The sequence below is a fragment of the Achromobacter sp. genome (genome assembly GCF_032113835.1).
Taxonomy (GTDB): domain Bacteria; phylum Pseudomonadota; class Gammaproteobacteria; order Burkholderiales; family Burkholderiaceae_B; genus Achromobacter.
In genome coordinates, this window is record NZ_DAMCTG010000004.1 from 66,752 (window position 1) to 79,348 (window position 12,597).

Sequence of the window (12,597 nt, forward strand, 5' to 3'; positions counted from 1 at the left end):
ACCATACGGGCAATTCGTCCGGAGCACATCCGTCTTTAGTCGTAGATGCGTCCGGTGCGCCTCGAGGGCAGGGGGACTGCTATTTGCGGACCCAGTGCCCCAACCCGCTGTCGTTGTAGTACTTGATGTCAAAGCCCTGGGCCTGCCCCTTATCCATCTTGAAGACGATGGACGCGCGCGAGGCGAGCATTTCGGCTTCGCCGGCCGGCGCAAAGGCGAATGTGTCGCCGTCCCAGTGGCGCACGGGAAAGCGCATGTCCTTCGGTCCAAGCACCAGCGTCAGCGCGCCGTAGGCTTCTTCGATCCGGGCGGGGCCGTAGTACGGGTTGTCGAAGGTGCCGGTGTACTGCGACAACGCTTTCGGCGCGGCGGGCTTGGCGGGGTCGGGCTTGCCGGTCAGGTCCGCCTGCGGTTCGAACAGCTTCTTCATGGCGCCGTTGTACGCCGAATACCAGTCGCGCGTGGCCTTGCCGTACAGCGCGGTCTCGGTAAACGTGGCCGCCACGGCTTCCGCCGCGCCGACCGGGGCGCCATTGGTCAGCACGACGATGCCGATGCCGGCGGAGGGCACGATGCGGAAGGTGGTTCCCGTGCCCACCAGGAAGGCGCCGGAATGCCCCATCGCAGGGCGGCCGCCGGTTTCCGTGTTGACGTTGAACCCATAGCCATAGAAGCCGGATCGCGTATTCAGGTCGGGCGCGGGGGCGCTGAAGGCCTGCGGCGACAGCGCGGGCAGCAGCGCGCCGGGGGCGGCCAGCGGCTTGCCCTGATGTTGGCCATCGGCCAGCAGCAGTTTCAGCCACTGCGCCAGATCCACGACCGTGGAGGACACGCCGCCCGCGGGCGCCTGCGCATCGGCGTTGCGCTTGCCTACCTGCACGAAGCGGCCGTTCTGGTAGGCGTGCAGCAAGGCGCGGTTGCCGTGCGACTCGAAATCGGCGTAGCGGTAACTGGTCGATGCCATGCCCAGCGGCTTGAAGAGCTGTTCGTCGGCAAGCTGCTCCCACGGGCGTCCCGCAGCGCGGGCGACGGCTTCGGCGCCGATCGTGGTGCTGAAGTTGGCGTAGTGATACGACGTGCGGAAGGGGGTGAGCGGCACGAGGCGCAGGCGCGCGATGATGTCGTTGCGCGAAAAGCCCAGGTCTTCCAGATCGTCGCCCGCCGTGGGAGGCAGCCCGGTGCGGTGCGCGAAGAAATCCCCGATGGAGGCGTGTTCGGACACATAGGCGTTGCTGAGCGCGAAGCCGGGCAGATGGCGCGACACGGGATCGTCCCATGTGGCCTTGCGCTGGGTGATCTCGATGGCGGCCACCGTCGCCGACAGCGACTTGGAGATGGACGCGATCTGGAACACGGTGTTGGCATCCACCGGCGCGTCCTTGCCGGCCTCGCGCGTGCCGTAGCCTTGCGTCAGCACGGTCTTGCCGTCGATGACGACTGCGACGGCAAGACCCGGCACGTGGCTGCGTTCCATGATGTCCCTGATGACGCCGGGCAGGTCCTGGACGGCGCGTTCGCGGCTGCCGGCCGGGATGGTGACCGCGTCCGCCGGCGGGTAGTCGGCGGGGGTGATCGGCACCGGTTGCGACCAGGCCGACGTGACGCCGCCCAGAGCCAGAACGATCGTTGCGGTAATGCGCGTGGTTGTGCTGTGCATGTCGGCCTCAGAATCCTGCTTGGTAAGCGATGCGAAAGACGCCCTGGTTGAGTCGCAAGGCCTGGTCGCGCTGATGCGTGATCCCGGCCTGCACGATCAACCCCACGGGCGTGACGTAGGTGACTGCGCCCGATACTCCCCAATCCGTACTGTCCAGCAGGCCATGCCGGGCCAGCGCCTGGCCGCCGCCGGTCAGCTTGCGTACGGCGGCCGTCGCGGTGATCTGCCAGCGGTCTCGAGACAACGACACCGAGGTTACGCCATTGCCGTTGGAAACCGGCGCGCCGCGAAAGGCGCTGGAGTATGTAGCCTCGTTGAACCAGTTCAGGTTCCATCCGTCATCCAACGGCGTGTCGTAATTGAGGCGGGCCGATACCGTGTTGGCGCTTTTTCCCTGGTCCGGATCCAGGTGCAGCCGCCCCGCGTCCACCCCGCCCGATATGCCCGGCAGTCCGGGCAGGTCGCGAAAGTCGTACGAAAGGATGAATGACTTGAGCTGATCGCTGAACATCGGCGGCTCGTCCGGGCCAAGCAGACCGCCGTCCAGGCTGAACCTGCGATTCATGGCGGTGTTGTCGCGCTTGAACACGAGGGCGGCCACGGAATGCGTGCCGCGGCCCGATGTGCCCAGGGTGTAGCGTCCGCCCACACCGATCGATCCGCGGAATTCAGAGTTCTCGTTGAAGCCCGAGTACAGGCCGTCCACGACGTGCCAGGCGTCGCCGAAGCCCAAGTCCATCTTGCCGCCGTACAGCGCGTAGTTGTCGGCGGTGTAGGCGGCGAACAGGTTGTCCAGGTTCACGCCCAGATCGGAGAAGGCGTTGTCCTTGGTGTCGTTGGTGGACGAGTTGAACGTGGCCTTGGTGCGGATCGAAAACTCGCGCGTCAGTTGCAGCACCAGCGCGGCCTCGGCGGTGGGCTGCACGCTGCTCCAGTGCGAGCGGGGAAGCTGGCCGTTGTCGTCGTGCACCCCGAAAAAGCCGGTGTAGCCGGTCATCAGCAGAAATCTGCCGTTCAGGCGCGGATACGATTCGTCGCCGTCGGCCAGGTCGCTGTAGGGCGTGAGAAAGATCTCGGTCTTGAAGATGTCTCTTGCCTGTTGCGCCGACGCGCCGTGCGCGGCCGCGGCAAGCAGCGCCGCCGCCGCGGTCTGGCGCAGCGCACGATGCAGACGGTTCACCGCGCCAGCTCTGCCGCCAGTTCGCGCACCTGCGCATGGATGTTGTTGAACATCCCGAAGTTGACGCGGCTGGCGACGACGAACACGCCCAGGTCGCGGTTGGGCGACAGCACCACGTACGACATAAAGCCGCCGATGCCGCCGCTCTTGCCCAGCAGGAATGGCGAGCCGTTACGCGGCAGCGTCACCACCCAGCCCAGCCCCATGCCGTCGGCATCCGTGACCTCGGTACCCACAACGGATTTGAGCCCGTCGTACGGCAGCCACATCGTGTGCGCCAGCAGGGCGTTCTCGCGGGCCTGCCTGGCGCCATCCAGATGCCAGCGCATCCAGCGCACCATGTCGTCGGCCGTGGCGTAGACGCCGGCGCTGGCGTACATGATGTCGGGCGCCACCGCATTGGGGTCGGGCTTGTCGAAGGGATCGAGGCCCGTCATCAGGCGCTTTTTTTGTGCTTCGGTCAGCACGTTGGTGGCATCGGTCATGCCGGCGGGCTTGAAGACCTCGTTGGCAAGTACGGTCGAATAGTCCGCGCCGCCAGCCTTGGCCAGCGCATCGCCCAGCAGGCCATAGCCCAGGTTTGAATACAGCGTGGTGGTGCCGGGCGCGTAGGCGGGCTTGTGGCTGCCCATCCATTTCCAGTAATAGGCGCGGTCGAAGGCGGCAAACGGATTATCGGAGGGCTTGGCGTCCGGGTTGGGCAGTTCACGCGGCAGGCCGGCGGAATGCGTCGCCAGGTCCAGCAACGTGATCGGACGGCCGTTGGCATCGACCTTGGCGTTGTCGGGCGCGTACTTCGAGAGGGGATCGGTCAGCTTGAGCTTGCCCTTGGCTGCCAGCGACGCCAGCACGTCGCCCGCGAACACCTTGGAAACCGACGCGAGTCGGAAGATGGATTGGCCGTTGGGTTCGACGCCGCTGCCTGGCGCGGTTTCGCCGTAGCCCTGGACCACCACGTCATTGCCGCGGACCGCCGCGATGATGAGGCCCGGCGCGCCGCCGTTCAGATACAACTGCATGCCGGCCATGGACACGGCATCCTGCAAGGCCAGGTCGGCGGCCCGGGCCTGGCCTGCGCCGAGTGCGCAGGCGGCGCTCAAGGCGAGTACGGGAATGCGCGGCAGAAGGCGGGACGTCAGCATGCGGTTCTCTCTGAAGGGGGCGAGGAACGGGTGTCCCTCCGCATGCCGCGATGATCCCAAAATCTGCCTGCGCAGCCACTGGCGTCAGGACGAAACAACATCCCGGCGTGATGAATGGCATGTTGGCCGGCTTTGCTGCCGGCGTTTCGGGCGGCGGTCCGGGCTCAGATCCCCATGCGTTCGCGCAGCGGTTTGCGGTACGAACGGGACACCGGCCAGGTCTCGTCGACGGCCCGCATCCGGATCTGCCAACGGTCGACGATTCTGCGGTCCACGTCCATGACATGCAACGCGTTTGCAATCGCGGTGCGGTGCACGCGAAAGAAGGTCTGCTCGGGCAGGAGGGTGGACCAGACGCCCAGCGCGCGGGAGTCCAGCACCATCGAGCCGTCGTCCAGCCAGATCTCGCTGTAGTTGCCCGCCGAGCGCACGCCCACGATGGCCTCGGGCTGAACGCCCCGCACGACGCCGCGCATGCTCAGGTAGACGACCGATGCGGCGGGGTTGCCCAGCGGCGCGCGCGTGCGGCCGCTGCCGTACTTGGCCCGTCCGATCAGGTTGGCGCATTGGTACAGCGCGGCGACCTCGCTGGCGGACCAGTGCCGGTGCCGCACGGTGGTGTCGAAACCGATGATGCCTTGCAGCTTGCCGTCATGGCTTACCGGCACGCTGAGCACGCTCTTGTTGCCCTGGCGCTGGAATTCGGCCTGGATGACGCGCGCGGTGCGGGGCAGGTCGTTGACGTCGTGGATGGCGACCGCCTGGCCCTTGACCATGAACCGGTGCAGCCAGGCGATCAGCGTGGTCGGCACGTCCTGCAGTTCGGCGACGAACGGCTCGGTCTGGCCGCGGCACCATTCGTGGGTATTGCGCAGCCGCAGCATGTCGGGGCGGTATTCGATCATCCACGCCCGGTCGATGTCCGACGTTTCGCCCATGTAGGCAAGCTGCTCAGAGATCGCATCGTCCGCGGGCAGTTTGAGCAGGCTCATCGCGCAGTGATAGAGCCAGTCCGATGACGGGTTGGGTTGGAGCAGGGTGACGGGGTGAGTCTGGTACTGGCCAACATCATCCTTCACGGGCGGTTCCTTCTGAGGCGGCAGGGCGCTTCGGGGCGCGCGGTCGGACACGCGCGGCTCGGCGGAATTTTCCTACCGGCGGCGCGCTCTGACAACCATCAGCGGCAGCCAGGCGCCCAGCCAGGTGTCTGACACCCTCCGGAGAGGATCGTCAGCTTGCGGCACCGTCTCAACGGGTGTCAGACACCTGGCCAAGTTGCAGCCGGTGCGCCGCCAGGTGTCTGACACCCTCCGGAGATGATCGTCAGCTTGCGGCACCGTCTCAGCGGGTGTCAGACACCTGGCTAAGTTGCAGCCGGTGCTCCGCGAGGTGTCAGACACCTGGCTAAGTTGCTGCGGAAGTGCCCGTCGATTCGCGTTCGACGATGCGGAATCCCACGTCAATCACGGGCGCCGGTGGGGCTTCGCCGCGGCATCGCGCCATCAGCACGCGCGCGGCCTGGGCGCCGATGTCCGCGCCGTCGATCTGCACGGTGGTCAGGGACGGTGCGAGGTGCGCGGCGAAGTCTGCCCCGCCGAAGCCACAGACCGCCAGATCCTGCGGCACGCGCAGGCCACGCACGCGCGCCTCGGTCAGCACGCCTTCGGCCAGCGCGTCGGCGCTACAGAAGATCGCCTGCAGGCCGGGCGATTTGTCGAAGAGTTCGGCCGCCGCACGCCGGCCCGACGCCACGTTGCTGGGCGCCGGAACCACCGCGGTGGGCACGTCGTGGCCCAGGGTTTCCAGAAAGCCCGCGCGGCGCACGGCGGCGCGCTGGTCGTCGCCGGTGGCCAGGCCCACGTTGCGCCATCCCTTGGACAGGAAGAATTCGGCGACGGCGCTGCCCACCTGCCGATGCGAGAAGCCGACCAGCATGTCGAGCGGTCGTTCGGTCAGGTCCCAGGTTTCGACCACCGGGATGCCGATCTCCCGCAGACGGTGCGCGGCGGGGATGTCGCTCAAGAGGCCGGCAACAACCACGCCGTCGACGCGCCGTCCTGCCATGGCGTTGAGCAAGGCTTCCTCGCGCCCGCGGTCATAGCCCATCTGCCCGAGGATGAGTTGGTAGCCCTCGCGATCAAGTTCGGCGGTCAGGGCTTCGATGGTGGGCAGGAACTGCGGGACCGAAATGATGGGCACCAGCGCCGCCACCGTGCGGCTGCGCCGGGACTTCAGGCCGCCCGCCAGCAAATTGGGGATGTAACCCGTTTCCGTGACGGCCTGCTGGACCCGCGCGATGGTGGCCTCGGACACGCGACCCGGGTTGCCGAGCGCGCGCGACGCGGTGATGAGCGACACGCCGGCCGCGCGGGCGACGTCATGCAGGGTGATGGATTTGGGCTTCATGGACCGGAAAGTACGGGTTTATACGGATCGCGAGCTGGCTTGCCGCGCATTTTGGACAACGTTATCATGAACGCCAGCTGCAACGTTTTCGTCGCACCGCCAGCCAGGCTCCGCACACCGGCGCTTTTTATTTGGCAAGAAATGACAACGTTGTCCATTCGACGGCATGACCCGTTAATAACTCGACGATGCGGTGATCCGACCGTTCATTGATCCGTTGTTCACCGATCTGCCGATTCTTTCGATTGGTCCGAGCAGGACTGAACTAAACACCCGGAGACTTCCATGACCGCCACTTCCAACGCCGACCGTATCGCCTGGTTGCGCATCTCGTCGTGCTACCTGCCGCTGGCCACCCCGATCAGCGACGCCAAGGTGCTGACCGGCCGCCAAAAGCCCATGACCGAAGTCGCCATGCTGTTTGTCGAAGTGCAGACCGAAAACGGCGACGAAGGCATTGGCCTTAGCTATTCCAAGCGCGCCGGCGGCCCGGGGCAGTTTGCCCACGCCAAGGAAATCGCGCCCGTCCTGATCGGCGAAGACCCCAGCGACATCGGCCGCCTCTGGACCAAGCTGTGCTGGGCCGGCGCTTCTGTTGGCCGCAGCGGTCTGTCGACACAGGCCATCGCCGCCTTCGACGTGGCGCTGTACGACTTGAAGGCCCGCCGCGCCAACCTGCCGCTGGCCAAACTGCTGGGCGCCTATCGCGATTCGGTCGCTTGCTACAACACGTCGGGCGGGTTCCTGCACACGCCGCTCGAACATCTGCTCGTCAACGCCAGCGCGTCGCGCGAACGCGGCATCGGCGGCATCAAGCTGAAGGTCGGCCAGCCTGATCGGCAGCTGGACATCCGCCGCGTCGAAGCTGTGCGCAAGCATCTGGGCGACGACGTGCCGCTGATGGTCGATGCCAATCAGCAGTGGGACCGCCCGACCGCGCAGCGCATGTGCCGCATCTTTGAACAGTTCAATCTGGTGTGGATCGAAGAGCCGCTCGACGCCTACGACCACGAAGGCCATGCCGCGCTCGCCGCGCAGTTCGACACGCCTATCGCCACCGGCGAAATGCTGACCAGCGCGGCCGAGCACAGCGAACTGATCCGCCATCGCGCCGCCGACTACGTGCAGCCGGACGCCCCGCGTGTGGGCGGCATCACGCCGTTCCTGAAGATCCTGTCGCAGGCGGAGCAGGCCGGCGCAATGCTGGCGCCGCATTTCGCAATGGAACTGCACGTGCACCTGGCCGCTGCGTATCCGACCGAGCCGTGGGTCGAACACTTCGACTGGCTGGAGCCGCTGTTCAATGAGCGGCTCGAGATCCGCGACGGCCGCATGCTGGTGCCGAACCGGCCGGGCCTGGGCATCTCGCTCAGCGATCAGGCGCGCGCTTGGACGCGCGACACGGTCGAGGTCGGCAAGCGGGCCTGATCCATTACCGGTCCCGCCGTCTTGCGGCGGGACCCCATGCACCACCAACGGCGCGACAGACGCCAACCCAGAGGAGACTCGCATGAAAAAATGGTTCACCACGCTGGCGCTCGGCCTGGCCGTCACGGCGTCGGCCCAGGCGCAGAACTGGCCCGCCAAACCGGTCACGATGCTTGTGCCGTTTCCGCCGGGCGGCTCGACCGACCTGATCGCCCGGACGGTCGCGCCCAAGCTGCAGGACAAGTTCGGCGGCACATTCGTGATCGAGAACAAGCCCGGCGCGGGCGGCACGTTGGGCGCGGGCCAGGCCAAGCGCGCCGCGCCCGATGGCTACACGGTGCTGGTGTCCTCGCTGGGCCCCTTCGTGATCGGCCCGCATCTGGTCAAGGAGCCGGGCTACAACGCGCTCAAGGATTTTGAATACATCACGGTGGCCGTGCAGGCGCCGAACGTGCTGGTGGTCAACGCCAACTCGCAGCTGCGCGACATGAAGGGCGTGCTGGATTACCTGAAGTCCAACCCGGGCCGCATGACGTTCGCCTCGGCGGGCAACGGCACCTCGGATCACCTGACCGCCGAACTCTTCTGGCAGGAGACCGGCACGCAGGCCACGCACGTGCCTTACAAGGGCGGCGCGCCGGCCATTGTGGATCTGCTGGGCGGGCAGGTCGACGCCAGCTTCAGCAACATCAACACATGCCTGACGCACATCCAGTCGGGCAAGCTGCGCGCCATCGCGGTGACGAGCGCGAAGCGTTCGCCCCTGCTGCCCGACGTGCCCACGATGGAGGAACTGGGTCTGAAGGGCGTGACCGTGACGTCATGGCAGGCGTTTGCCGGGCCGAAGGGCATGCCCGCCGACATCCGCGACAAGCTGCGCGCCGGCATCGTCGACGCGCTGAACGATCCGTCGGTCAAACCGCGCCTGCTGGAGCTGGGCTTCGAGGTCGTCGGCAACACGCCGGCGGAATTCACCAAGTTCCAGGCCGAGGAATTTGCCCGCTGGAAGAAGGTGATCGAAGTGGGCAAGATCACGGCGAATTGATTGCACGCCCCTATGAGCCAAGGTAACGTCGCACCGCGGGCATTCGCCCGCTGGTCGACGCTCAGGGGGTTGCATTGGGGACTTTCACCGTAGTTATGGCGATGCTGGTCGCCGTCCTGTTCAGCGGCGTGCTGGTCCGCATGATGCCGTTGGCCGTTCCGCTACCTTTCGTGCAGATCGGTCTGGGTTTCGTGATCGCAGCCGTGTTCCAGCGTGGCGTGCTGATCGAACCCGAGATCTTCTTCCTGTTGTTCCTGCCGCCCCTGCTGTTCCTGGACGGATGGCGCATATCAAAGCTGGCGGTGCTGCGCGAGTCCTCCTCGATCATCCAGCTTGCGTTCGGCCTCGTGATCCTGACGGTGATCGGCGTGGGATACCTGATCCACTGGATGATTCCCGACGTTCCGTTGCCCGTGGCGTTCGCCATCGCGGCCATCGTGTCGCCGACGGATCCGGTGGCGGTCGAAGCGATTTCCCGGCGCGTCCACATCCCGCGTCGCATGATGGCCATCCTGGAAGGCGAGGCGTTGTTCAACGACGCCAGCGGCCTGGTGGCGTTTCGCTTTGCCGTTGCGGCGGCGGCGACCGGCACGTTCTCGCTGGCGCAGGCCACGATGTCCTTCTTCTGGGTTGCCATTGCCGGGCTGTCGATCGGGGCAGGGCTGACGTGGCTGATCATGCGATTGCGGACGATATACACGCGCCGGGTGGGCGAAGAGCCGGGGTCCGAGGTGCTGCTCAGCCTGCTGACGCCTTTCTTCGTCTATTTCGTGGCCGAGCATGCCAACGCCTCGGGCATCCTGGCCGCCGTATCGGCTGGCGTCATGATGAGCTATTCCGAACTGTCAGGCCGCGCGCTCGCGGCGACTCGCATGGAGCGCAGGGCCGTGTGGAACACCGTGCAGTTCACGCTGAACGGCATGATCTTCGTGTTGCTGGGTGAACAGTTCCCCACGATTTTCGCGGGCCTGGCAACCGCCGCGAAAGAGGCAGGCGGCCAGTCCCTGTGGTGGTTGCCCGTCTACGGACTGGCCGTCTGCCTGGGCCTGGTGCTGTGCCGGCTGCTGTGGGTGACCGTCTCGCTGAAGCTGAGCGCGATGGCGGCCCGCCGCCGCGGCGCCGAGCCGCCCGAGGTCGGCGCGCGCGTGATTCTGGCCGTCTCGGTGGCAGGCGTGCGCGGCGCGGTGACGCTGGCCGGGGTGATGACGCTGCCCTTTGCGCTGGACAGCGGCGCCCCGTTTCCGGCGCGCGATCTGGCGGTGTCGCTGGCGGCCATGGTCATCGTGTTTTCGCTGTTGCTGGCCAGCGTGGCCTTGCCCCGCTTGATGCGCGGATTGCATTTTGCGCCGAACAGCCGCACCGAGCGCGAGGCATCGCTCGCGCAGGACGCCATGCTGCGCGCGGCGCTCGATAGCGTCGCGGCCAGCGCAAGGCGCCGGGGCGCGGAGACGCCGGAAAGCGCCGCCCTGTATCTGGAAGTGGCGGAGAACCTGAGCGGCGCGTTGCGGCGGCAGTTCGGCGAGGCGACGGACGTGGCCAACGCGGAACTGCTGGGCAGGCAGATTGCCATCGAGCGCGAACTGAGACTGGAAGCCATTGCCGCTTCCCGCGAGGCGGTTTTCCATCTGGCCCGCACGCATCGCATCTCGGATTCGCTGGCGCGCGAGCAGGGCCGCCTGCTGGACCTGCACGAGGCGCATCTTCGTTAGCGTCGTGTGCGCGCCCGAGGAGGTTTCGGTCTGAAGCGGCCATGCGCCGGCGTCGCTTCACGTCGACGCCCATTAATTCGACTAGACCTGCAAAGTATCGAGAATTGGCGCTAGCCCTTGGACTGTGCGCAGTCTATTTATGCTTTAAAGGTATCAATTTGGATTCTCAAGGTATTGGACGCGAAAAGTCGCCGGGTCTTATAAACGCCTCGTGACCAACCTTTTTCCAACGCCGTCCATGTCCGCAGCCACCATCGAACGCATCGAAACCAGTCTCGTCGACCTTCCCACCATCCGTCCGCACAAGCTGTCGGTGGCCACGATGTATGGCCAGACGCTGATGCTGGTGAAGGTGTATTGCAGCGACGGCGTGGTGGGGATCGGCGAGGGCACCACGATCGCCGGCATGGCCTACGGGCCGGAAAGCCCCGAGGCCATGAAGCTGTCGATCGACGCGTACTTCGCGCCCGCCATGATCGGCCAGGACGCCACGCGCGTGCAGGCGCTGATGGCGCACCTGGGCAAACTGGTCAAGGTGAACCACTTTGCCAAGAGCGCGCTGGAAACCGCGCTGCTGGATGCGCACGGCAAGCGTCTGGGCGTGCCAGTCAGCGAGTTGCTGGGCGGCCGGCGCCGGGATCGCGTGCCGGTGGCGTGGACGCTGGCGTCGGGCGATACGGATCGCGACATTGCCGAGGCCGAGCAGATGCTGCAAGAGCGCCGCCACCGCATCTTCAAGCTGAAGATCGGCGCCCGGGACCCAAAGGTCGATATCGCCCACGTGGCCGCGATCAAGCGCGCGCTGGGCGATCGCGGCGCGGTGCGCGTCGATGTGAACATGGCGTGGAGCGAGACGCAGGCGGCGTGGGCGATTCCGGCGTTGGCGGATGCCGGTTGCGAGCTGGTGGAGCAGCCCGTGGCGAGCGCCGCGGCGCTGGCGCGGCTGATGCGCCGGTTTCCAGTGGCGTTGATGGCCGATGAGGTGTTGCAAGGCCCGGACACCGCGTTCGAGATCGCGAGCCAGCATGGCGCGGACGTCTTCGCCATCAAGATCGAGCAGAACGGCGGCCTTTTTGCGGCGCAGCGCGTGGCGGCGATTGCAGACGCGGCCGGCATCGAACTGTATGGCGGCACGATGCTGGAAGGCGCGGTCAGCACGGTCGCGTCGGCCCATCTTTTTGCCACCTTTGCGCATCTGCAATGGGGCACGGAGTTGTTCGGCCCCTTGCTGATCACCGAGGAAATCCTTGCGCAGCCGCTGGATTACAGCGACTTCGAATTGACCGTGCCGGCCGGGCCGGGGCTGGGCATCGAGCTCGATGACGCCCGCATCAAGCGCTTCACGCGCGATGGGCTGGTCAAGGTCACGGACAAAAGGCACTGAGAAAACCTGGCGATGCGGCGGCATGCAGGACCTGCATCACGCGGCAGGTGATGCCGGTGGGGGGGGCATGTCGGAAGCGCAAAACGAAAGGCCGCTGGCTCATGCAGCGGCCTTTTCTGTTTGCGGCCCCTGCGACGGGGCGCGCGGCGTCTATGCCGCGTGGGCGAGCGGCGCGGCGCCGATGCGGCTCAGGGAGCCGGAAAACGGGCCGGTGCGCGGGCGGGACTGCGGCTGCGGCTCGTGGATCAGGCCGCGCACGGCTTTCAGCACGTCGTCCGGGCTGGCCGGTTTGCGCATCAGCATCGCGCGGCCCGCGCAGGCTTCCAGGATTTCGTGTTCGGGACGGCCGCTCAGCACCAGCACCGGCGTTTCATGCAGGTAGGCGTTATCGCGCATGGCGGTCAAAAGAGCGGCGCCGTCCATGCCCGGCATGGACAGATCGGTGATCACGAGGTCGGGGCGCAGGGCGATCATCTGCTGCAGCGCGGTCAGGCCGTCGGTATGCGTCGTGACCTCATAGCCTTCGCTGCTCAGGAACTCGCTCATCAGGGCGACCAACGTGGGTTGGTCGTCCACCAGAAGGATTTTCGTCATTTTTATTTAGTGCCACCATCGGCAGGAATTCGGTTGTCTGCATCGCCGGCTG

Annotated in this window: 10 protein-coding genes; 4 read left to right on the top strand and 6 right to left on the bottom strand. The window is 66.3% G+C overall.

The features are described from left to right. Nucleotides 1–79 precede the first annotated feature (79 nt). The 5 genes from RT697_RS02880 to RT697_RS02900 form a co-directional block, all read right to left on the bottom strand. Nucleotides 80–1,657: a serine hydrolase gene (locus RT697_RS02880; RefSeq protein ID WP_313696905.1), complete on the bottom strand. Its 1,578-nt coding sequence runs from the start codon at nt 1,655–1,657 to the stop codon at nt 80–82. Between the two features lie 7 nt (nt 1,658–1,664). Next, nucleotides 1,665–2,837 (bottom strand): hypothetical protein, encoded by a 1,173-nt coding sequence (locus tag RT697_RS02885; protein ID WP_313696906.1) that lies wholly within the window; start codon nt 2,835–2,837, stop codon nt 1,665–1,667. Further along, nucleotides 2,834–3,979, bottom strand: coding sequence for a D-alanyl-D-alanine-carboxypeptidase/endopeptidase AmpH (gene ampH / locus RT697_RS02890; RefSeq protein ID WP_313696907.1), 1,146 nt, complete (start codon nt 3,977–3,979; stop codon nt 2,834–2,836). Before ampH ends, RT697_RS02885 begins: the two co-directional genes overlap by 4 nt. A gap of 164 nt (nt 3,980–4,143) precedes the next feature. Beyond that, nucleotides 4,144–5,058, bottom strand: a complete 915-nt coding sequence (locus RT697_RS02895) for a GAF domain-containing DNA-binding protein (RefSeq protein WP_313696908.1) — start codon at nt 5,056–5,058, stop codon at nt 4,144–4,146. A 325-nt stretch (nt 5,059–5,383) separates the two neighbouring features. Further along, nucleotides 5,384–6,385, bottom strand: a complete 1,002-nt coding sequence (locus RT697_RS02900) for a LacI family DNA-binding transcriptional regulator (RefSeq protein ID WP_313696909.1) — start codon at nt 6,383–6,385, stop codon at nt 5,384–5,386. Between the two features lie 285 nt (nt 6,386–6,670). Between RT697_RS02900 and RT697_RS02905 the strand changes: the two genes are divergently transcribed. The 4 genes from RT697_RS02905 to RT697_RS02920 all read left to right on the top strand — a co-directional run bounded on the left by RT697_RS02905 (nt 6,671) and on the right by RT697_RS02920 (nt 11,951). Further along, entirely contained in the window at nt 6,671–7,813 is a 1,143-nt protein-coding gene (locus RT697_RS02905) for an L-talarate/galactarate dehydratase (RefSeq protein ID WP_313696910.1), read from the top strand. Nucleotides 7,814–7,895: 82 nt separating this feature from the next. Next, nucleotides 7,896–8,858: a tripartite tricarboxylate transporter substrate binding protein gene (locus RT697_RS02910; RefSeq protein WP_312427810.1), complete on the top strand. Its 963-nt coding sequence runs from the start codon at nt 7,896–7,898 to the stop codon at nt 8,856–8,858. A 101-nt stretch (nt 8,859–8,959) separates the two neighbouring features. Then, nucleotides 8,960–10,567 carry a Na+/H+ antiporter gene (locus tag RT697_RS02915; protein ID WP_313696911.1) on the top strand — a complete coding sequence of 536 codons (1,608 nt, stop codon included), beginning with the start codon at nt 8,960–8,962 and terminating at the stop codon, nt 10,565–10,567. Nucleotides 10,568–10,805: 238 nt separating this feature from the next. Further along, nucleotides 10,806–11,951 (top strand): muconate/chloromuconate family cycloisomerase, encoded by a 1,146-nt coding sequence (locus RT697_RS02920; protein ID WP_313696912.1) that lies wholly within the window; start codon nt 10,806–10,808, stop codon nt 11,949–11,951. A 150-nt stretch (nt 11,952–12,101) separates the two neighbouring features. Here RT697_RS02920 and RT697_RS02925 read toward each other — a convergent pair whose 3' ends face one another. After that, on the bottom strand, nt 12,102–12,545 hold the full coding sequence (locus RT697_RS02925) for a response regulator (RefSeq protein ID WP_313696913.1): 444 nt from the start codon (nt 12,543–12,545) through the stop codon (nt 12,102–12,104). Nucleotides 12,546–12,597: the final 52 nt, after the last annotated feature.

Bases quoted from the DNA above. Each gene is read 5' to 3' on its own strand.
- RT697_RS02880 (WP_313696905.1), bottom strand. From the start codon at position 1,657: ATGCACAGCACAACCACGCGCATTACCGCAACGATCGTTCTGGCTCTG.
- ampH (WP_313696907.1), bottom strand. From the start codon at position 3,979: ATGCTGACGTCCCGCCTTCTGCCGCGCATTCCCGTACTCGCCTTGAGC.
- RT697_RS02900 (WP_313696909.1), bottom strand. From the start codon at position 6,385: ATGAAGCCCAAATCCATCACCCTGCATGACGTCGCCCGCGCGGCCGGC.
- RT697_RS02905 (WP_313696910.1), top strand. From the start codon at position 6,671: ATGACCGCCACTTCCAACGCCGACCGTATCGCCTGGTTGCGCATCTCG.
- RT697_RS02910 (WP_312427810.1), top strand. From the start codon at position 7,896: ATGAAAAAATGGTTCACCACGCTGGCGCTCGGCCTGGCCGTCACGGCG.
- RT697_RS02915 (WP_313696911.1), top strand. From the start codon at position 8,960: ATGCTGGTCGCCGTCCTGTTCAGCGGCGTGCTGGTCCGCATGATGCCG.
- RT697_RS02920 (WP_313696912.1), top strand. From the start codon at position 10,806: ATGTCCGCAGCCACCATCGAACGCATCGAAACCAGTCTCGTCGACCTT.
- RT697_RS02925 (WP_313696913.1), bottom strand. From the start codon at position 12,545: ATGACGAAAATCCTTCTGGTGGACGACCAACCCACGTTGGTCGCCCTG.